Source organism: Arthrobacter sp. B6 (assembly GCF_001663775.1).
GTDB lineage: Bacteria > Actinomycetota > Actinomycetes > Actinomycetales > Micrococcaceae > Arthrobacter.
In genome coordinates, this window is record NZ_KV467168.1 from 1 (window position 1) to 19,528 (window position 19,528).

Consider the following 19,528-nt stretch of genomic DNA (forward strand, 5'->3'; position numbering starts at 1 on the left):
CCGAAGAACTCCGCCGCCTCGACCCCGACGAAGTCTTCGGAGAAGTGATTACTATTGGACTGCCACGAACCAATCTAAGGAGCGTCCGACCCAGTGAGCGTTGACCCAAGAGTAAGCATTCATCCTGATTCGTCCGTCCTGATGGCCGCCATCGCTGCCCGCTTGATCACCAAGCTCGTGGACGTGCAGGACAAGCATGGTGAAGCCACGGTGGTGCTCACCGGCGGCACAGTCGGCATCGGAACGCTGAAGGCTGTTGCTGACTCTCCGGCGGCGCCCGCTGTTGATTGGTCGAGGGTGAATTTCTGGTGGGGTGACGAGCGGTTTGTGGCAGCCGACGACGCCGACCGGAACACCAAGCAGGCGTTTGACGCCCTGTTGTCCCACATTCCGGTGGATCCGGCGAGGATCAACCAGCCGGCGTCGTCGGATGATTTTGATACTCCGGAGGAGGCGGCAGAGGACTACGCACGCCGGCTTCGGGAGGCGGCGCAGGCCGAACATGCGGCGGACATGTCGGATGACCGTCCGGACGAACCGGGCATTGTTCCGCGGCTGGATGTCGTTCTGCTGGGCGTTGGCCCCGATGCCCATGTGGCGTCGCTGTTCCCGGAGCAGGGAGGCATCCGGGAGAAGTCGCTGACCGTCGTCGGCGTCCGCAACTCACCCAAGCCTCCGCCAATGCGTATATCACTGACGCTGCCGGCCATCAACACCGCTGCGGAGGTCTGGATGGTGGTGGCGGGTGAGGACAAAGCCGGTGCCGTGGGCCTCGCGCTTGCCGGTGCCAACCCGGTCCAGGTCCCTGCTGCCGGCCCGCGCGGCACCTCCCGGACTTTATGGCTTATTGATGAGAATGCCGCCTCACGTGTCCCGCGGCAGCTCGTCCGCAAGGACGCCGCGGGCGCGTAACCTTTCCAGCGCTCCGGCCAGGACGTCTTCCGCGTCCTGGTCGGAGCGTCTTTCTTTAACGTATTCGAGATGGCTTTTGAAGCCCTCTTCCGGCGCGTCCAGGCCTGCAGCCTCACGGCCATCCCTGGATGCCGGGGCGCCGCACCTGCGGCAGTCCCACATCACGGGGATCTGGTCCTCCGGAAGCTTGATGAACACGGGACTCGTCTCATGCCCTTTTGCGCACCAGTAGGACACCCGGATACGCGGCAAACTTTCGCCGTGAACGTCTTCGGACTCGTGCCTGGGCCCGGCTCCCTCCGTGACACCCACACGGGTGCCGCGGAAGCCTGAAGCAGTATGTACCATCGGGACTCCTGACCGCTTAAAACGAAACTGTGGCTGTTGGGAGCCAACAGCCACAGTTTAGTTCGGAGTTTCCCCGGGCGGCAGTGCCGAACGGGGATCAGTTGTTTCCGCGGTCAGGAGTCACCCGAGCCGCTGAACCTCATGAGAAGGCCGAGAGCAATGATCACGACGCCCCAGGTGATGCCCAGGATCACCGTGAACCTGTTGAGGTTTCGCTCCGCAACGCCGGAAGAGCTTAGTCCGGAGCTCATGCCGCCACCGAACATGTCCGACAGGCCACCGCCCCGTCCCTTGTGCAGGAGGATGAGCAGCGTCAGCAGAAGGCTGGTGATGCCCAGGAGGATCTGCAGAATGACATGAAGAACGTCCACGACGGCCTTTCAGAAGATTGGAATTGCGGGAGCCTTGCGCTGCGTCGCGGACTAGTCCGTCAGCAGGTGACTCTCGAACCTGACAATATTAGCAAACTCCGCAGGGTCGAGGCTCGCGCCTCCCACCAACACGCCGTCGACGTCGCGCTCATTGAGGATGGCGGCAACGTTGCTGGCCTTGACGGAGCCGCCGTAGAGCAACCGGATCTTTGCCGCGACGTCGTCACCGAAGATCGTGGCGAGTTCGGCGCGGATGGCGGCGCACATTTCCTGTGCATCTTCCGGACCTGCGACTTCGCCGGTGCCGATGGCCCAGACGGGCTCGTACGCCACAACAAGCTCGGCGGCCTGTTCCGGGGTGAGGCCTGCGACGCCGGCGCGGAGCTGGGTCAGGGTGTGCTCGACGTGGGTGCCGGCCTGGCGGATTTCCAGGCCTTCGCCTACGCAAAGCACGGGGACCAGGCCGTGCTTGTAGGCAGCCTTGACCTTGGCGTTGAGCACCTCATCCGACTCGAGGTGGATGGTCCGGCGTTCGCTGTGGCCCACAAGCACGTACTTGCAGCCCAGCTTGCCGAGGAACTGGCCGGAGATGTCGCCGGTGTAAGCTCCCGAATCGAACTGGGACAGGTCCTGGGCGCCGTAGGCAACATCGAGTTCATCGCCCTGCACCAGCGTCTGAACGCCGCGAAGGTCCGTGAACGGAGGAAAGACCGCCACCTCCACCCGGCTGTAGTCGTGCTTGGCATCTGACAGGGTCCAGGCCAGTTTCTGCAGCAGGGTGATGCCCTGGACATGGTCCATGTTCATCTTCCAGTTGCCTGCGATGAAAGGCGTACGGTCGAAAGAGCCGTTCGTTGACGTAGTCACGTATTCTCCAAAAGTTCGCAAAGGATGTAGCCGGCCGGCAGGGAACCCGCGGGCTCCCTGCCGGCCGGAAGGACTTGGCAGTCGGGGTTACCTAGCGGTCCAGGACAGTCAGTCCGGGAAGGTCCTTGCCTTCGAGGTATTCCAGGCTGGCGCCGCCACCGGTGGAAATATGTCCGAACTGGTCGTCCGAGAAGCCGAGGGTCCTTACGGCGGCAGCGGAGTCCCCGCCGCCCACCACAGTGAACGCGTCAGCTTCGGTCAGGGCCTGCGCCACTGCCCGGGTACCGCCGGAGAAGGCCTCGAATTCGAAGACGCCCATGGGGCCGTTCCAGAACACCGTCCTGGCACCCTTGATCCGGTCCGCGAAAGCGGCTGCTGAGTCCGGTCCGATGTCCAGGCCGATTCCCTGGGTGCCAAAGCTGCTGCCCTCGATGCCGTCTGCGGGGACGGTCTCGTGGTCGGCGTCGGCGGCGAACTTGCTGGCCACAACGATGTCGGTGGGCACAACAAACTCGGTTCCGGCGTCGGCTGCCCGCTTCAGGTAGTCCTGGACAACAGGAATCTGGTCTTCCTCGAGGAGGCTGCCGGCCACTTTGTGGCCAACAGCTGCGAGGAAGGTGAACAGCATTCCGCCACCCACCAGGATGGTGTCCGCCTTGCCAATAAGGTTGTCGATGACCGCCAGCTTGTCCGAGACCTTGGAGCCACCGAGCACCACCACGTAGGGACGCTGCGTGTCAGCCGTGAGCTTGCGCAGCACCTCCACTTCGGTGTGCACGAGGTCGCCCTGGAAGGACGGGAGCCGGGTGGCGACGTCGTACACGCTGGCGTGCTTGCGGTGGACCGCGCCGAAGGCATCGTCCACGAAGGCGCCGTTGTCACCGGTGAGGGCGACCAGCTCATCCGCGAAGGCGGCGCGTTCGGCGTCATCCTTGGAGGTTTCGCGGCTGTCAAAGCGGACGTTCTCCAGGACAAGCACTTCGCCGTCCTGCAGGGCGGAGGCGTGCTCCTTGGCGGAGCTCCCGACGGTGTCGTCCGCGAGGGAGACCTTGAACTCTGCAAGTTCGGCCAGCCGGGATGCGGCGGGCTTGAGCGAGTATTTCTCCTCCGGAGTGCCCTTGGGCCGTCCGAGGTGGGCTGTTACCAGCACGCGGGCACCGGCGTCCGTGAGCTTCGTCAGGACTGGCAGTGAGGCTTTGATCCGGCCATCGTCAGTCACTGTAGAGCCGTCGAGCGGCACATTCAGGTCACTTCTGACAAGAATGTACCGCCCGCGGACACCTTCAGCGATCAGTTCGTTGAGGGTGTGAAATGTCATGTGTCTAACCCTAGCCCAGCTTGGATGCGACAAGCTCCGTCAGGTCCACCAGGCGGTTGGAGTAGCCCCATTCGTTGTCATACCAGGAAACAACCTTGACCTGGTTGCCGATGACCTTGGTCAGCCCTGAGTCGAAGATGGACGAGGCGGGGTCGCCAACGATGTCAGAGGAGACGATCGGAGCATCCGTGTAGGTCAGGATGCCCTGGAACGCGTCCGAGTCTGCAGCCTTCTTCAGCGCAGCGTTGACTTCCTCAACCGTGGTTTCGCGGCCGACGGTGACGGTGAGGTCCGTGGCAGAGCCGGTGGGGACCGGCACGCGGATGGCGTAGCCGTCCAGCTTGCCCTTGAGCTCCGGCAGGACCAGGCCGATTGCCTTGGCCGCACCGGTGGAGGTGGGGACCATGTTGATGGCTGCGGCGCGGGCGCGGCGGAGATCGTTGTGCGGGCCGTCCTGCAGGTTCTGGTCGGCGGTGTAGGCGTGGACCGTGGTCATCAGGCCGCGCTCAATGCCGAACTCGTCATTGATGACCTTGGCCAGCGGGCCGAGGCAGTTCGTGGTGCAGGACGCGTTGGAGATGATGTTGTGCGCTGCGGGATCGTAGAGCTCGTGGTTGACGCCCATGACGATGGTGATGTCCTCGTCCGACGCCGGGGCGGAGATCAGGACCTTCTTGGCGCCTGCGTCAATGTGTTTCTGGGCGGCAGCAGCCTTGGTGAAGAAGCCGGTGGACTCGATAACGATGTCTACACCCAGCTCACCCCACGGGAGGTTGGCCGGATCGCGCTCGGCGAGGACCTTGATGATGTTGCCGTTGACAACAATGTTGCCGTCCTTGACCTCGACGGTTTCGGTCAGGCGGCCGCCGACGGAGTCGTACTTGAGCAGGTGGGCCAGTGCCTCGGGGCTGGTGAGGTCGTTGACTGCAACGATCTCAAGGTCCGCACCCTGTGCGAGTGCTGCGCGGAAGTAGTTGCGGCCGATACGGCCAAAGCCGTTGATACCAATACGGGTCGTCACTTTTTCAGTCTCCTTGGTGCTTGCTTAAGCACAACTAGTTGAGCGGGCGTTCAAGCCAACTAACAGATCCCGCACGCCATTGGGCAGAGATGATTAACAGATTGGAGGGCGACCAGCCACGTTGCTGAAGGCTAACCGCCTTCCGTGATCCATCTTACGTTTAAGTAGGTCCGCCCCCGCAAGTGCGGGGGCGGACCTTCCACATTCCGGCCATAATCCGCCGAAATGTGAAGTTTGTTACAGGCGCATGTTGCGCCAATCACACTACGGGAGGGTGATGAGTCCCGTGGCGTTGGTGCGCGCTGCTTCGAAGCGCTTGGCGACATCGGCCCAGTTGACGATGTTCCAGAATGCCTTGACGTAGTCGGCCTTGACGTTGACGTAGTCCAGGTAGAAGGCGTGCTCCCACATGTCCAGCATCAGCAGCGGGGTGGTGCCCAGCGCGACGTTCCCCTGCTGGTCGTAGAGCTGCTCGATGACCAGGTTGCCGCCGATGGGCTCGTAGGCCAGGAAGCCCCAGCCGGAGCCCTGCAGGCCGAGCGCCGCAGCGCTGAACTGGGCCCGGAAAGCGTCAAACGAACCGAAGGAGTCGTCGATGGCCGCGGCCAGTTCGCCCTCGGGCTTGTCGCCACCGTCCGGCGACAGGTTGTTCCAGAACACCGAGTGGTTGATGTGCCCGCCGGTGTGGAACGCAAGGTCCTTGGAAAGGCGGTTGATGTTGGCGAAATCGCCCTTGTCGCGCGCCTCTGCCAGCTGGGCCAGGGCATTGTTGGCCCCTGCCACGTAGGCGGCGTGGTGCTTGCTGTGGTGCAGCTCCATGATGCGCGCAGAAATGTGCGGCTCAAGGGCGGCGTAGTCGTAGCTGAGCTCAGGCAATACGTACTCGGTCACAAAATCCTCCATCGTCGTGGACTGTCTGTCCGGTTGGTAACTCTGTCGATTGCGCATCCGGATGACTGGCATCCGGAAGAATGCTGTGGCGGGAATGGCGGGCATTTCCGTCACATGGTCTTGATTCTAGGGGGCCGCTACTCGTCCAGCATTTCCGGCGTCACATTGGCGTCCGTTCCGGGGATGCCCAGGTCAAGGGCACGTTTGTCGGCCATGGCGAGCAGCCTGCGGATACGGCCGGCGATGGCGTCCTTGGTCATCACGGGATCAGCCAGCCGGCCAAGTTCGTCCAGGCTGGCCTGCTTGTGGGCGACCCGGAGTTCGCCGGCGTATTTGAGGTGGTCCGGGACGTCGTCCCCGAGGATCTCCAAGGCGCGATCGACCCGCGCGCCGGCCGCCACGGCGGCCTGCGCGGAGCGCCTGAGGTTGGCGTCGTCGAAGTTGGCCAGGCGGTTTGCGGTGGCGCGGACTTCCTTGCGCATCCGGCGTTCCTCCCACACCATGAGGGCGTCGTGGGCCCCCATCCGGGTCAGGAGCGCGGCGATGGTGTCTCCGTCCCGGATGACCACGCGGTCAACGCCCCGGACTTCCCGGGCTTTGGCCTGGATGCCGAGGCGCCGGGCTGCGCCAACCAGCGCCAGCGCCGATTCGGGCCCCGGGCAGGTAACTTCCAGGGAGGAGGAGCGGCCGGGTTCCGTGAGGGATCCGTGGGAGAGGAAAGCACCGCGCCACACGGCTTCGGCGTCTGCTGCTGAACCGTTAACGACGGCGGAAGGCAGCCCCCGGACGGGCCGGCCACGGCCGTCCAGGAGCCCGGTCTGCCGTGCCAGCGCTTCGCCGTCGCGCACCACCCGGACGACATAGCGGCTGCCCTTGCGGAGGCCCCCGCCGGAGACAACGATGATCTCGCTCTGGTGTCCGTAGACTTCCGCGATGGCGGCACGGAGACGCCGTGCCGTGGACGCCAGGTCCACTTCGGCTTCGATCACAATCCGGCCGGAGATGATGTGCAGGCCGCCGGCGAACCGGAGCATCGCAGAGACCTCGGCCTTGCGGACCGATGATTTCTTGATGTCCAGACGGGACAGTTCTTCCTTGACTGATGCTGTCAGTGCCATGGCACCTTCCTAACTGTTCCCAAATATGTCTTGGTACGCCGTTGCCAGACGCAGTGGGTCATGGACGGGTCGGCGGCCCGACGCCCCTACTTTACCCAAGACAACCTCGGCACCGATCATCCCGGCTGCCCTTTCGAACTCCTGCCGGTCGGGGACGGAAGCGGGATCGGCCAGGACAACATCAACATTGAACTCGGGGGCGTAGCGCCGCAGGACATGAAGGTGGTCGGCAGCCGTCATGCCGGTGGTTTCCTTGGTGTCCGTGGCCAGGTTCATGGTCAGGCAGCGCTTGGCCGGCGTGTGGCATAACGCCTGCCGCATCTCGGGGAGCAACAAGTGCGGCAGCACCGACGTGTACCAGGAACCGGGGCCCAGGATGACCCAGTCCGCCAACTCGATCGCCGTCAGCGCCTCGACACAGGCCGGCGCGGCTTCCGGCAGGAGTCGCACCTGTTCCAGCGAACCCGCAACAGCGCAGCGCGCCTGGCCCCGGATGGTTTGCAGTTCCGAAGTGCCGTCGGGTGAAGTCACCCGGATGTCGCCTTCGATAGTCAGCGGCTCTGTGGACATGGGCAGCACCTGTCCGCGGGCGCCGAGCAGCGCACCGGCCCACCTCAGCCCGGCCACTGTGTCACCGAGCAGTTCCCACAGGGTGACGATCAGCAGGTTGCCCGTTGCGTGTTCGTCCAGGGAGCCGCCTGGTCCCTTCCCGGGGCGGAAGCGGTGCTGCATGACGTCGCGCCACGTGCGTCCCCAGTCCGTGTCGTCGCACAAAGCGGACAGCGCCATCCGCAGGTCCCCGGGCGGGAGGACGCCGTACTCGTCGCGCAGGCGCCCGGAAGAACCGCCGTCGTCCGCCACCGTCACAATCGCGGTGAGCTCCGAGGTGAGCAGGCGCAGCGCGGAGAGGGACGCCGACAGGCCGTGGCCGCCCCCGAGTGCCACGACCGTGGGGCCCTTGTCCTGCTGGCTGGCTCCGGTTCCGCCCGACGGCGGAATCAGCGGCAGCGGGCCGGTAAGCAACCCCATTATTCGCGGCCCAGATCCCGGTGGGTCGTTGTCACGGTGACCCGGGGATATTGGGCCAGTTTCTTGGAAAGTTCGACGGCGACAGCCACCGACCGGTGCTTGCCGCCGGTGCACCCCACTGCGATCGTGGCGTAGTGCTTGTTTTCGCGGCGGTAGCCGTCCAGGACCGGCTCCAGCGCGAGGACGTAGCGGTCCACGAAGTTCTTGACTCCCTCCGCCTCCAGCACATAGTCGCTGACGTCCTTGTCGAGGCCCGTATGCGGGCGAAGCTGGGGAACCCAGTGCGGGTTCGGGATGAAGCGGACGTCGGCGACGTAGTTCGAATCGACGGGAAGTCCGTATTTGAAGCCGAAGCTCATGACGTTGAGCCGCAAGGCCACCGGGCCGGTCTCGCTGAATAGTTCGGTGATGGCCGTGGCCAGGCCGTGGACGTTGTAGGTGGACGTGTCCAGCACGACGTCGGAGCTGTCCCGCAGTTCGGTCAGCACCTCGCGCTCGGCGGCTATGCCGTCAAGGATCCGGCCGCCTTCCTGAAGCGGATGCGGCCGGCGGCCCTGCTCGAAGCGGCGGACCAGGACGTCGTCGCTGGCGTCCAGGAACAGCACCCGGAACGTGACCCCACTGGCGGCCAGCGCGCCGAGCGCGGCGCGGATGTCGGCGAACAGTCCCTTGCTGCGGACGTCCATAACGACGGCCAGCCGGGGAATGGACTGCGGCGCGTGCGACACCAGCTCCGCGAGCGTACCCAGCATCTGCGGCGGGAGGTTCTCCACGACGTACCAGCCGTGGTCCTCCAGTGCGTCCGCAGCCGTGCTGCGCCCCGCCCCGGACATTCCGGTCACCACCAGCAGTTCCGCTTCGAGGGGCTTGACCGGCGTCATCCCGTCGTGCTCCGTCCCGGATCCCGCCGTCGAGTCTGCCATTTATTCCGCCCCGTTCCTGTCCTCATGTTGGCGGGGAACCGCAACCGCGGAATCCCCGACCCTACCCTAGCTAAGTTTCGAGGATTTCGCCGGTGGCCATGTTCACTGCGGGGACCAGTTCCGCGGCCTCAGCATCAGAGCTGAAGTGGGCAACAATGGCACTCGCCAGCGCAGGACCGATGCCTTTCGCCGCCGCGAGTTCCTCCGCCGATGCTGCCTTGATCCCCTTGAGGGAACCAAAGTGGGCGAGCAAGGCCTTGCGCTTGGACTCCCCGAGCCCCGGTACGCCGTCCAGGGCGGAGACGGTCATGGCCTTTCCGCGCTTCTGGCGGTGGAAGGTGATGGCAAAGCGGTGGGCCTCATCGCGGACGCGCTGCAGCAGGTACAGCCCGGCGGATGTCCTGGGCAGGATCACGGGGAAGTCACTGTCAGGCAGCCAGACCTCCTCGAGGCGTTTGGCCAGGCCCACCACGTATACGTCGTCGATGCCAAGATCGGCGAGGGCCCGCGCCGCCGCGTTGACCTGGGGCTTGCCGCCGTCGACCACCACCAGGTTGGGCGGATAGGCGAACTTTGCCCGCGGAGCCGGGGTGGTGGTGTCCAGGACTGCAGCGTCAGCGGCCGCGTCCAGGGCGGCCTGGTGCCCGGCAAGAGCGGAGGCTTCCACTTGCGCCGTCTTGTCCGTGAGGTAGTGCCTGAAGCGCCTGGTCAGGACGTCGTGCATGGCCGCGGTGTCGTCGGCGGCCGCGGCGCCGGTGACGGAAAACCTGCGGTAGTCGGACTTCTTGGGCAGGCCGTCCTCGACGACGACCATGGAGGCCACCACGTTGGTGCCTTGGACGTGGGAGACGTCAAAGCATTCGATGCGAAGGAGCGCCACCGGCAGGTCCAGTGCTTCCTGGAGTTCCTGGAGTGCCTGGGAGCGGACGGTGAGATCACCGGCGCGGCGGGTCTTGTGGAGTTTGAGGGCATGCTCGGCGTTCTCGCGGACAGTGGACATCAGTGCGGCCTTGTCGCCGCGCTGCGGAACCCTGATGTCGACTTTCGCGCCCCGCAGGCCGCCCAGCCACATGGCCAGCTCGGCCTGGTTGCTGGGGGCTACCGGAACCAGAACCTCGCGCGGGAGCCGGCCGTGGCTGTCCCCGTCTTCGCCGTAGACCTGCTGCAGCAGGTGCTCCACCAGTTCAGGAGGGGTGGAATCCTCGACCTTTTCGACCACCCAGCCACGCTGGCCACGGACCCGTCCTCCCCGTACGTGGAACACCTGTACGGCGGCCTCAAGCTCATCTTCGTGAAGGGCGAAGACATCGGCGTCCGTGTCTTCCGCCAGTACCACGGCGTTCCGCTCAAAGACCTTGCGGAGGGCGGCAATGTCATCGCGCAGGCGCGCAGCGCGCTCATAGTCGAGCTCGGCCACGGCGGACGCCATTTCCTTGTCCAGCCGGGAGATGAACCGCTTGGCTTCGCCCCCCATAAAAGCGCAGAAATCTTCGGCCAGCGCACGGTGGTCCTCCGGGGAGATCCGGCCGACGCAGGGTGCCGAGCACTTGTCGATGTATCCCAGGAGGCAGGGCCGGCCACTGGCCTGCGCCCTCTTGAGGACTCCGGCGGAGCAGCTGCGGACGGGGAATACGCGCAGGAGCGTGTCCATCGTTTCCCTGATGGCGCCCGCGGTGTAAGGCCCGAAGTAGCGTGTGCCCTTCCGCCTGTCACCCCGCATCACCTGGACCCTGGGCAACTTCTCGCTCATGGTCAGCGCCAGGTAGGGGTAGGTCTTATCGTCCCGGAAGACCACGTTGAAGCGCGGCTTGAACTCTTTGATCCAGGTGTATTCCAGCTGCAGGGACTCCAGCTCGCTGCCCACAACTGTCCATTCCACGCTGCTGGCCGCATGCACCATGGCATGGGTCTTGGGCAGCAGGCCCGCCGGGTTCGCGAAATAGGAGTTCAGCCGCGAACGCAGACTCTTGGCTTTGCCGACATAGATGACCCTGCCGTGCGGGTCACGGAATCTGTAGACCCCCGGGTTGGTGGGAATCTCTCCCGTCTGGGGCCGGTAACTTGCTGGATTTGCCACCTATCCAGTCTACTGAGGCGGCGCGGCAGCAGGCGCCACCGGCATGGCTCCGGTGCCTACTCGGCTGCTTTGCTCTGGTTGTAGGTGGTGGCGCGTTCCTGGCCGCTGAGGTCGGCGATGGCATCCATGATGCGGTCGGTCACCTGGCGGCGTGCGGGAAGTGAATGGTCCGGTCCGGTCTTGTCGAAGTGGAGCGGCTCCCCCACCTTCATGGTGAAGTGATGGGGCTTAAACCCCTTCTCCCCCGCTGGCTGAAGGTTCTCCGTGCCGATCAGGCCCACCGGAACAACTGGGGCCCCGGTGGCCAGGGCCAGCCATCCCACACCGGTGCGGCCGCGGTAGAGGATGCCGTCCCGGGAGCGCGTCCCCTCGGGATAGATGCCGATGCCCCGGCCGTCCTCCAGGATGTCCATGAGGGTCTTCAGCGCCTGGACGCTGGCCGCCTGTTCGCCGCGCTCCACGGGGATGGATCCAACCGACTCAAAAAAGGACTTCATGACCTTGCCCTTGACGCCGCCGGTGGTGAAGTACTCGGCTTTGGCGAAGAAGGCCACGGGCCGCGGCATCAGTGCCTGCACAATGACGCTGTCAAAGAAGGAGAGGTGGTTCGGCGCCACAATGAATGGTCCCTCTTTTGGGACGTTTTCAAGGCCGACGACGGTGGGCCTGCAGGTGCCCGCAACGAGCCCGCGAAATGTCCAGCGGACCGCCTCAAACAGCGCCATCGTTGTGCACCTCGCTCATGGCTGCGGCGTGGATGGCTTCCAGCCGTTCGATGGCCGCCACCAGGTCCGGGGCGGTATCCACGACGGCGACTGCCCCTGCGTTCTCCAGTTCGCCGTCGGGCGCGAAACCCCAGCTCACGCCGATGCAGTCAAGGCCGTTTGCGATGGCACCCGCCACGTCCTGGGCACGGTCACCCACCATGACAGCGTGGTGTGTGGAGAGGTCGCCCAGCGCCGCGGCGATAATCCCGGTTTTGCCGACGGGACCCGCGGCGGCCGCGGACTCGTCATCGGATGAACCCCTGATGCAGCTGAACCTGTCGGCGATGCCGTGGTGGTCAAGGACGATCCGTGCCAGACCCTCAGGCTTTTGGGTGGCCACGGCCACCGGCCGGCCCTCAGCGGCGAAGCTGTCCAGCACATCCAGGATTCCCGGGTAGAGCCGGCCCTGCGCGATGCCCTGTGCCAGGTAGTACCGCCGGTAGAGGCGGATGACTTCATCCAGGCTGTCTGCCGGAACCTGCGCCACGGACAGCAGGGAATCGCTCAGCTTGGGCCCGATCATCGCGTCCAGGAGCTCCTGGCGGGGAACGGGGAGCCCCAGCTCCCGGAGGGCCGAAGCGATTCCGTCTGTTATCCCACCGGCCGGATCGACAAGAGTGCCGTCCAGGTCAAAGATCACGGGCACTGTTGTTTGAGTCACCGGCCTAGTTTCTCACGACACCAGTCAAGCCTGAAACTCGCATGCCCGACACGGAATACTTCGTTGCTGCCGCGGCCGCTAGGCGAGAATCTCGGCAAGGAACGCCGCCGTGTGGCTCTCCGTCGATTTCGCTACCTGTTCCGGCGTGCCGGTGGCCACCACCTGGCCGCCGCCCGAGCCGCCGTCCGGACCAAGGTCCACGATCCAGTCGGCGCTCTTGATGACGTCCAGGTTGTGCTCGATGGTGATGACCGTGTTCCCCTTGTCCACCAGCCCCTGCAGCACCATCAGTAGCTTCCGGATGTCCTCGAAGTGCAGGCCGGTAGTGGGCTCGTCAAGGACGTAGACGCTGCGGCCATTGGAGCGCTTCTGCAGTTCCGCCGCCAGCTTGACGCGCTGGGCCTCGCCGCCGGACAGGGTGGTTGCCGGCTGCCCCAGCCGGACGTAGCCCAGGCCGACGTCCACCAGGGTGTTGAGGTGCCGGGCGATGGGCGAGAAGGCTGCGAAGAACTCCGCACCCTCCTCGATGGGCATGTTCAGGACATCGGCGATGGTTTTGCCCTTGTAGTGAACCTCCAGGGTTTCCCGGTTGTACCGGGCACCATGGCACACCTCGCACGGCACGTAAACGTCCGGGAGGAAGTTCATCTCGATCTTCAGCGTGCCGTCGCCGGAACAGGCCTCGCACCGCCCGCCCTTGACGTTGAAGGAGAACCGGCCCGGAAGATAGCCCCGGACCTTGGCCTCCGTGGTCTCCGCGAACAGCTTCCGGATGTTGTCGAACACGCCGGTATACGTTGCCGGGTTGGACCGCGGGGTACGGCCGATGGGGCTCTGGTCCACATGGACCACCTTGTCCAGGTGCTCCAGCCCCTGGACCAGCTTGTGCCGCCCGGCGACCTGCTTGGCACCGTTGAGCTTGTTGGCCAGCACCTTGTAGAGGATTTCGTTGACCAGGGTGGACTTGCCCGATCCGCTGACCCCGGTCACGGCCGTGAACAGGCCCAGCGGGAACGCGGCATCCACGTTGATCAGATTGTTTTCGCGGGCGCCCACAACCTTGAGCTCGCGTTTCTTGTCGTATTTGCGCCGCTTCTTGGGCACTTCGATCTGCTTGCGGCCGGACAGGTAGTCGCCGGTGAGCGATTCCGTGTTCTTGAGCAGGTCCTGATACGAACCGGAGTGCACCACCTGGCCGCCGTGTTCGCCGGCGCCGGGTCCGATATCGACGATCCAGTCCGCAACGTGGATGGTGTCCTCATCATGCTCCACCACAATGAGGGTGTTTCCCATGTCCCGCAGCCGGGTGAGGGTTTCGATGAGGCGGCGGTTGTCCCTTTGGTGCAGCCCGATCGATGGCTCGTCCAGCACGTAGAGCACACCCACCAGTCCCGAACCAATCTGCGTGGCCAGCCGGATACGCTGCGCCTCGCCGCCGGACAGGGTGGCGGACGGGCGTTCAAGGTGCAGGTACTCCAGGCCAACGTCCAGCAGGAAGGTCAGCCGCGCCTCGATTTCCTTAAGCACCTGGTGGGCGATCTGTGCCTCGCGGCCGGTCAGCACGAGGTTGTTCAGGAAGTCCGCGCAGTCGCGCATCGGCAGGGCGGCGACGTCCGCGATGGACTTGCCGTTGATGAGGACCGACAGGGAGGCAGGGTTAAGCCGGGCACCGTTGCAGGCGGGGCAGGGGATCTGCCGCATGTACTCCTCGTAACGGTCGCGGGCCCAGTCGGAGTCGGTTTCGCCGTGCTTGCGGTGGACGTACTGAATGGCCCCTTCGAAGCCGGTGCTGTACTTGCGCTCCCGCCCGAAGCGGTTCTTGTACTGAACCACCACCTTGTGGTCCTTGCCGTGCAGGACGGTCTGGCGGACGTCGTTGCCGAGCTTCTCCCATGGCGTTTTCATCGAGAAGCCAAGTTCCTTCGCCAGCCCTTCCAGCAGCCGGTTCCAGTACTCGGTGGTGGCCGTGCCCAGGGACCACGGGGCGATGGCACCCTCGGCAAGGGAAAGTTCCGGATTGGGGACGATCAGGTCCTCGTCGACTTCCAGCCTGGTGCCGATGCCGCTGCAGGCCGCGCAGGCGCCAAAGGGATTGTTGAAGGAGAAGGAACGGGGTTCAATCTCGTCGATGGCAAGCGGGTGCTCGTTGGGGCAGGCCAGGTTTTCGGAGAACGCGCGCAACCGGCCCTGGTCATCGGCGTCGAGGTCCACGAACTCCGCGAGCACGCGGCCTTCGGCGAGTCCCAGGGCTGTTTCGATTGAATCCGTCAGGCGCTGGCTAATGCCTTCCTTGACCACCAGCCGGTCGACCACCACCTCGATGGTGTGCTTGAACTGCTTGCCCAGTTTGGGGGCGTCGCTGAGCTGGACCAGTTCACCGTCCACCCGGGCCCGCGAGTAGCCCTTGGCCGTCAGCTCCTTGAACAGGTCAACGAATTCGCCCTTGCGTCCGCGGACCACCGGAGCGAGTACCTGGAACCGTGTGCCCTCTTCGAGTTCCAGCAGTTGGTCCACGATCTGCTGTGGTGTCTGCTTGGCTACCGGCTCGCCACAGACCGGGCAGTGTGGCCGGCCTACCCTGGCCCACAGCAGACGCATGTAGTCGTAAATTTCGGTGATTGTGCCCACGGTGGAGCGCGGGTTCTTGCTGGTGGACTTCTGGTCGATGGAGACAGCGGGCGAGAGTCCTTCGATGAAGTCCACATCGGGCTTGTCCACCTGCCCCAGGAACTGCCGGGCGTACGCTGACAGCGATTCGACGTAGCGCCGCTGGCCCTCGGCGAAGATGGTGTCGAAGGCGAGGGACGATTTTCCGGAGCCTGAAAGGCCTGTGAACACGATCATGGCATCGCGGGGAAGGTCGAGGTCCACGTTGCGCAGGTTGTGTTCGCGCGCACCCTTCACCACCAGGCGGGAGAGGTCCGGACGCACAGGCTTAACGAGGGACTTTTCAACGGTGGCGGGAACGGACTCGACTGCTGTTTCTTCAGCTACGGCTTTGGGCACCCACTAATGCTAATCGAAAACTTCTTCGAAGATCCATGTGCAGCTGCTACTCGGCATCGTAGGCGGCGGCGAGGAGCTGTACGGCCTCGGCAAAGGTGGCCCCCTGCGCCCGGGCCGCCGACGCATAGGTGGCCGCAGCGGCGGACAATGTTCCCCACCGTTCGTCCCGGGCGCAGACCACTGTGCCGTTCCTCCCCCGCGTTGCCACCACCCCGGCCGCCTCGAGTTCCTTGTACGCACGGGCCACTGTGTGCGGGGCAACGTCGAGCTGGCCGGCGAGGCTTCTGACAGCCGGAAGCCTGGTGCCTGGCGGCAGGGCGCCGCTGTCCGCCAGCCGGATCACCTGCAGCCGCAGCTGTTCAAATAAGGCGACCGAGCTGCCCTGGTTCGGCTTCCAGTCCCCGGGAAAAGGGGACGCCCCGCTCAAATTCCCGCCTCCAAAGCACCTGCACCCATGGGGTCTGCCTCCAGCGCATGGGTTTCCACGGGGTGCAGGCCATCCGGGTGCCCGTTGGCTTCCGGGAACTTCCGTGCACCGGGGTGGCCGGCAAACTGGGCGGCGTAAAGCCGGGCGTAATGGCTGTTGGCGGCCAGCAGGCTGTGATGCGTGCCTTGCTCCGCGATGCGTCCGTGGTCCATGACCAAAATTAGATCAGCGTCCCGGACCGTGGACAAACGGTGGGCGATGACAAAGCTGGTCTTTCCGCTCCGGAGCCGCTGCATGGCCTGGCGTATCAGCACCTCGGTCCTCGAATCCACCGAACTGGTGGCTTCGTCAAGAATCAGAACGTTCCGGTCCGCCAGTTGTGCGCGGGCAATGGTGATCAGCTGGCGCTGGCCCTGGCTGAGCGGATCACCGCCGTTGTGCAGCATGGTGTCGTAACCCGCCGGGAGGGAGCGGACGAAGTGGTCCACGTGGCTCGCCTCCGCGGCGGCAACGATTTCCTGCTCCGTGGACCCGTGCCGACCGTAGGCGATGTTCTCGCGGATGGTTCCCGCGAAAAGCCAGGCGTCCTGAAGCACCACGCCAAAGCCGGACCGCAGGGCATCCCGGGGCATGGCGGCAATATCGGTTCCGCCCATGGTGATACGCCCGGACTCCAGTTCATAAAAACGCATCAGGAGGTTGACCACCGTGGTCTTTCCGGCGCCGGTGTGGCCTACGATCGCTACGGTTTGGCCGGGTTCGACCGTAAATGACAGACCGCGCACGGCGGGGACCCGCTCCTGGTAGCCGAAGGTGACGTCGTCGAAGACGATGCGGCCTGAAGGCTCCATCACCTGCTGCGCTCCGCGGGGTTCCGCGGGCAGTTCCGCAGTGTCCAGGAGACTGAACACCCGCCCTGCAGACGCCATGCAGGACTGGATGACGCTCAGCAGGCCGCCGATCTGGCCCACGGGCTGGGTGAAGAGCCGGCTGAACTGGATGAAGGCCTGGATGCCGCCAATGGTCATGGCTCCGGCAGTGACCTGGAGGGCTCCCACCACCGCCACAGCGATGTAGTTGAGGTTGGAAACCAGGATCATCAGGGGCTGGACCAGGCCCGATGAGTATTGGGCCTGGGTCGCTGCCCTGGCCAGGCGGTCGTTGCTGGCAGCGAACACCGCCGCCGCCTGTTCCTGGTAACCGAAGGCCTTGATGACCTCATGTCCGGTGATGAACTCCTCGACATGTGCGTTCAGCTCACCGGTCTCAGTCCACTGCCTGGCGAAATGGGACTGGGACCGGCGCGCCACCAGCACCGTAATCAGCGTGGAGAGCGGAACGGACAACAGGGCTATGCCGGCGAGGAGCGGCGAAATCCAGAGCATCATGGCCAGCGCGCCGCAAAGCATCAGCACCGCCATGATCAGCTGGGTCAGCGCCTGGCTGAGGGCTTGGGCGATGTTGTCGATGTCGTTGGTGGCCCGGCTGAGGACATCGCCCCTGGACTGTTCCTGAAAGTAAGTGGACGGCAGCCGGTGCAGTTTGTCCTCCACCGAGGAGCGAAGGCGGTACATCACCCCCTGGACGGAGCTGGCCGTCAGTGCACCCTGGACCCAGTTGAAGAGCGAGGCGCCGACATACATCAGCGAGACCGCTCCCAGCAGGCGGCCAAGCCCGCGCCAGTCGAGGACTCCGGCCAGGACACCGTCCACCACTACGTCTGTGGCATCGCCCAGGTACTTCGGTGCTGCGACATTCAGCCCGACAAAGATGCAGGTCGCAGCAATCGCAGCGGCCATGGCCCAGCGGAACGGACGCAGCAGCCCGAGCAGCCTGCCGGCAGTGGGCCAGAACCGAAGCCAGTCTTCACCTCCCGGCAGCGGCGCAGTCACGGCATGTCCCCCAATGCCAGCTGGGACTCTGCGATCTCGCGGTAGGTGGAGGAAGTCTCCAGCAACTCATCGTGCGTACCCTCGGCGACCAGGCGGCCGTCGTCGAGCACCAGGATCTTGCCCGCGCCGGCGACGGTGGAAATCCGCTCGGCCACGATGATCACCACGGCATGGCGGAGGGAAGTTTCGAGGCCGTGGCGCAGCCTTGCCTCGGTATCAAAGTCCAAGGCCGAGAAACTGTCATCAAAAAGATAAAGGGGCGCGCGGCGGAGCAGCGCCCGGGCGATGCACAACCGCTGGCGCTGGCCGCCCGAAAGCGTCGATCCGCCCTGTCCCAGGTGGGCCTGGAGCTGCAAAGGCAGTTCCCGGACGAACCCCGCCGCCTGCGCTGTCTCCAGGACGGCCCACAGTTCGGTGTCCGCAGCGTTGGGCTTTGCGACCCTCAGGTTGTCGGCGATAGTCCCGGTAAAAAGGTGGGACCGCTGCGGCGCCAGGGCAATGTTTGAACGGAGGACGTCCAGGGGCACGGAACGGATATCCCGTCCCGCCAGGGTGATATGCCCTGACGTTGCGGCAAGGAATCGCGGCAGGAGGTTGATGAGTGTGGATTTCCCGCTGCCGGTTGAACCAACAACCGCTGTGATGGTGCCAGGCCGTGCCGTGAACGAGACCGCCTCCAGTACAGGGGCCTCGGCGCCCGGGTAGGAGAACGTGACATCACGGAAGGAGAGGTCGCCGCCGTCGAAAACCGGCCGGTCGGCGTTTGCCGGGACATCGGATGGACGGCGGTCGGCGACGGAGGGCGAAGTGTCAAGGACGGCCCGCAGCCGCTCGGCACAAACCGCAGCCCGGGGCCCGGTCATCAGCACATACATGGCCATCATGATGGCCAGCAGGATCTGCAGGATGTATGCAATGAACGCCGTCAGGGCACCCAGCTTCATCTCACCGGCCTGGACGCGGTGCCCGCCGAACCAGATCACGGCGACCGAGGAAAGGTTCACCACGATCATGATCAGCGGCAACATTCCTGCGACCAGAAGTGCTGACTGCAGGTTATTCCGGGTCAGCTTGGCGTTTGCCTCCGAGAAGCGGTGGATTTCGTAGTCGTTCCGGACGAAGGCCCTAATGATGTTCGCGCCGATGATCTGTTCCCGCAGCACTTCCCCCGTGCGGTCCAGGAGCTCCTGCCCGTCCCGGTACAGCGGCACCAGGCGGCGGACGATGAGGTACATGATGGCCATCAACACCGGCACGATGACAATAACCACTGAGGAGAGCGCCACGTCCTGCTGCAGCGCCAGGACAATTCCACCCGCGCCCATCACCGGGGCCGCGGCGAGCATGGTGAAGACGAGGACCGTAAAAGACTGGATCTGCAGGGTGTCGTTGGTGGTACGGGTGACCAGGCTCTGTGCCCCGAAGCCGGCGACTTCCTGGGATGACAGCGACTGGATCTTGGCAAAAACCTCCTGGCGCAACTGCCTGCCCAGCCTCATGGCAACCACAGCCCCCAGATACCCGGCCGCCACTGCCGCGGCCGCCTGCACGGCCGCAATGGCGGCCATGACTGCGCCGAGCCGCAGAATGACCTGAGTGTCGCCCGGGACGATGCCGTCGTCGATGATGACCGCATTGACGGTGGGCAGCAGTAGGTTGCCGAGGGTCTGGACCAGCTGCAGCAGGACGATGGCCGCGACAGGCACCTTGTGGGCGGCAAGCAGCCGGGTGATCAAACCGAAAAGCACTGCACCTCCACAAGTCGTCTGGAGGGCCGGTCAGGAACAGGGTTAGCCTTCCCCCAACAGCCGCTCCGTCATTGTAAGCCACATCACTTTCGATCCGTTGTCACGTGGCGTGACCCGCGCCGTAACCAAAGTACATCGAATGGAATTCCACG

17 protein-coding genes are annotated in these 19,528 nt (G+C 64.8%); 1 reads left to right on the plus strand and 16 read right to left on the minus strand.

Translation table 11 applies throughout. The features are described 5' to 3' along the window. Positions 1-93 precede the first annotated feature (93 nt). Positions 94-912 carry a 6-phosphogluconolactonase gene (gene pgl / locus AU175_RS00005; RefSeq protein WP_066284911.1) on the plus strand — a complete coding sequence of 273 codons (819 nt, stop codon included), beginning with the start codon at positions 94-96 and terminating at the stop codon, positions 910-912. On the opposite strand, the gene AU175_RS00010 is transcribed toward pgl, so the two are convergent. The 16 genes from AU175_RS00010 to AU175_RS00085 form a co-directional block, all read right to left on the minus strand. Further along, positions 865-1,260: an RNA polymerase-binding protein RbpA gene (locus tag AU175_RS00010; protein ID WP_066284912.1), complete on the minus strand. Its 396-nt coding sequence runs from the start codon at positions 1,258-1,260 to the stop codon at positions 865-867. The genes pgl and AU175_RS00010 overlap by 48 nt on opposite strands. 113 nt (positions 1,261-1,373) lie before the next feature. Further along, positions 1,374-1,631, minus strand: a complete 258-nt coding sequence (gene secG, locus AU175_RS00015) for a preprotein translocase subunit SecG (protein ID WP_066284913.1) — start codon at positions 1,629-1,631, stop codon at positions 1,374-1,376. A 51-nt stretch (positions 1,632-1,682) separates the two neighbouring features. Then, complete coding sequence (gene tpiA / locus AU175_RS00020) at positions 1,683-2,498, minus strand: triose-phosphate isomerase (RefSeq protein ID WP_066284915.1); 816 nt, start codon at positions 2,496-2,498, stop codon at positions 1,683-1,685. A 91-nt stretch (positions 2,499-2,589) separates the two neighbouring features. Beyond that, positions 2,590-3,816, minus strand: coding sequence for a phosphoglycerate kinase (locus tag AU175_RS00025; protein WP_066284916.1), 1,227 nt, complete (start codon positions 3,814-3,816; stop codon positions 2,590-2,592). Positions 3,817-3,826: 10 nt separating this feature from the next. Continuing rightward, a complete protein-coding gene (gene gap, locus AU175_RS00030) occupies positions 3,827-4,837 on the minus strand; it encodes a type I glyceraldehyde-3-phosphate dehydrogenase (RefSeq protein WP_066284918.1) in 1,011 nt (336 codons plus the stop codon). Positions 4,838-5,101: 264 nt separating this feature from the next. After that, the gene (locus AU175_RS00035; RefSeq protein WP_066290228.1) at positions 5,102-5,728 is read right to left on the minus strand and encodes a superoxide dismutase; all 627 of its coding nucleotides are present in this window, start codon (positions 5,726-5,728) and stop codon (positions 5,102-5,104) included. Between the two features lie 137 nt (positions 5,729-5,865). Beyond that, a complete protein-coding gene (gene whiA, locus AU175_RS00040; RefSeq protein ID WP_066284919.1) occupies positions 5,866-6,846 on the minus strand; it encodes a DNA-binding protein WhiA in 981 nt (326 codons plus the stop codon). A 9-nt stretch (positions 6,847-6,855) separates the two neighbouring features. After that, positions 6,856-7,875: a gluconeogenesis factor YvcK family protein gene (locus AU175_RS00045; RefSeq protein ID WP_066284921.1), complete on the minus strand. Its 1,020-nt coding sequence runs from the start codon at positions 7,873-7,875 to the stop codon at positions 6,856-6,858. Then, complete coding sequence (gene rapZ, locus AU175_RS00050) at positions 7,875-8,798, minus strand: RNase adapter RapZ (protein WP_066284923.1); 924 nt, start codon at positions 8,796-8,798, stop codon at positions 7,875-7,877. Before rapZ ends, AU175_RS00045 begins: the two co-directional genes overlap by 1 nt. A gap of 70 nt (positions 8,799-8,868) precedes the next feature. Beyond that, on the minus strand, positions 8,869-10,875 hold the full coding sequence (gene uvrC / locus AU175_RS00055) for an excinuclease ABC subunit UvrC (protein ID WP_066284925.1): 2,007 nt from the start codon (positions 10,873-10,875) through the stop codon (positions 8,869-8,871). A 56-nt stretch (positions 10,876-10,931) separates the two neighbouring features. Further along, positions 10,932-11,600: a lysophospholipid acyltransferase family protein gene (locus AU175_RS00060; RefSeq protein WP_066284927.1), complete on the minus strand. Its 669-nt coding sequence runs from the start codon at positions 11,598-11,600 to the stop codon at positions 10,932-10,934. Beyond that, positions 11,587-12,303: an HAD hydrolase-like protein gene (locus AU175_RS00065; protein ID WP_066284929.1), complete on the minus strand. Its 717-nt coding sequence runs from the start codon at positions 12,301-12,303 to the stop codon at positions 11,587-11,589. The genes AU175_RS00060 and AU175_RS00065 overlap by 14 nt, the downstream gene beginning before the upstream one ends. A gap of 78 nt (positions 12,304-12,381) precedes the next feature. Continuing rightward, positions 12,382-15,309 carry an excinuclease ABC subunit UvrA gene (gene uvrA, locus AU175_RS00070; RefSeq protein ID WP_066284931.1) on the minus strand — a complete coding sequence of 976 codons (2,928 nt, stop codon included), beginning with the start codon at positions 15,307-15,309 and terminating at the stop codon, positions 12,382-12,384. A 46-nt stretch (positions 15,310-15,355) separates the two neighbouring features. Further along, complete coding sequence (locus tag AU175_RS00075; protein ID WP_066284935.1) at positions 15,356-15,736, minus strand: GntR family transcriptional regulator; 381 nt, start codon at positions 15,734-15,736, stop codon at positions 15,356-15,358. Then, on the minus strand, positions 15,733-17,535 hold the full coding sequence (locus AU175_RS00080) for an ABC transporter ATP-binding protein (protein ID WP_082979173.1): 1,803 nt from the start codon (positions 17,533-17,535) through the stop codon (positions 15,733-15,735). The genes AU175_RS00075 and AU175_RS00080 overlap by 4 nt, the downstream gene beginning before the upstream one ends. An 89-nt stretch (positions 17,536-17,624) precedes the next feature. Beyond that, complete coding sequence (locus AU175_RS00085; RefSeq protein WP_066284936.1) at positions 17,625-19,376, minus strand: ABC transporter ATP-binding protein; 1,752 nt, start codon at positions 19,374-19,376, stop codon at positions 17,625-17,627. Between the last annotated feature and the right edge of the window lie 152 nt (positions 19,377-19,528).

Bases quoted from the DNA above. Each gene is read 5' to 3' on its own strand.
- whiA (WP_066284919.1), bottom strand. From the start codon at position 6,846: ATGGCACTGACAGCATCAGTCAAGGAAGAACTGTCCCGTCTGGACATC.
- AU175_RS00025 (WP_066284916.1), bottom strand. From the start codon at position 3,816: ATGACATTTCACACCCTCAACGAACTGATCGCTGAAGGTGTCCGCGGG.
- rapZ (WP_066284923.1), bottom strand. From the start codon at position 8,798: ATGGCAGACTCGACGGCGGGATCCGGGACGGAGCACGACGGGATGACG.
- AU175_RS00045 (WP_066284921.1), bottom strand. From the start codon at position 7,875: ATGGGGTTGCTTACCGGCCCGCTGCCGCTGATTCCGCCGTCGGGCGGA.
- AU175_RS00080 (WP_082979173.1), bottom strand. From the start codon at position 17,535: ATGGCCGCTGCGATTGCTGCGACCTGCATCTTTGTCGGGCTGAATGTC.
- AU175_RS00060 (WP_066284927.1), bottom strand. From the start codon at position 11,600: ATGGCGCTGTTTGAGGCGGTCCGCTGGACATTTCGCGGGCTCGTTGCG.
- AU175_RS00010 (WP_066284912.1), bottom strand. From the start codon at position 1,260: ATGGTACATACTGCTTCAGGCTTCCGCGGCACCCGTGTGGGTGTCACG.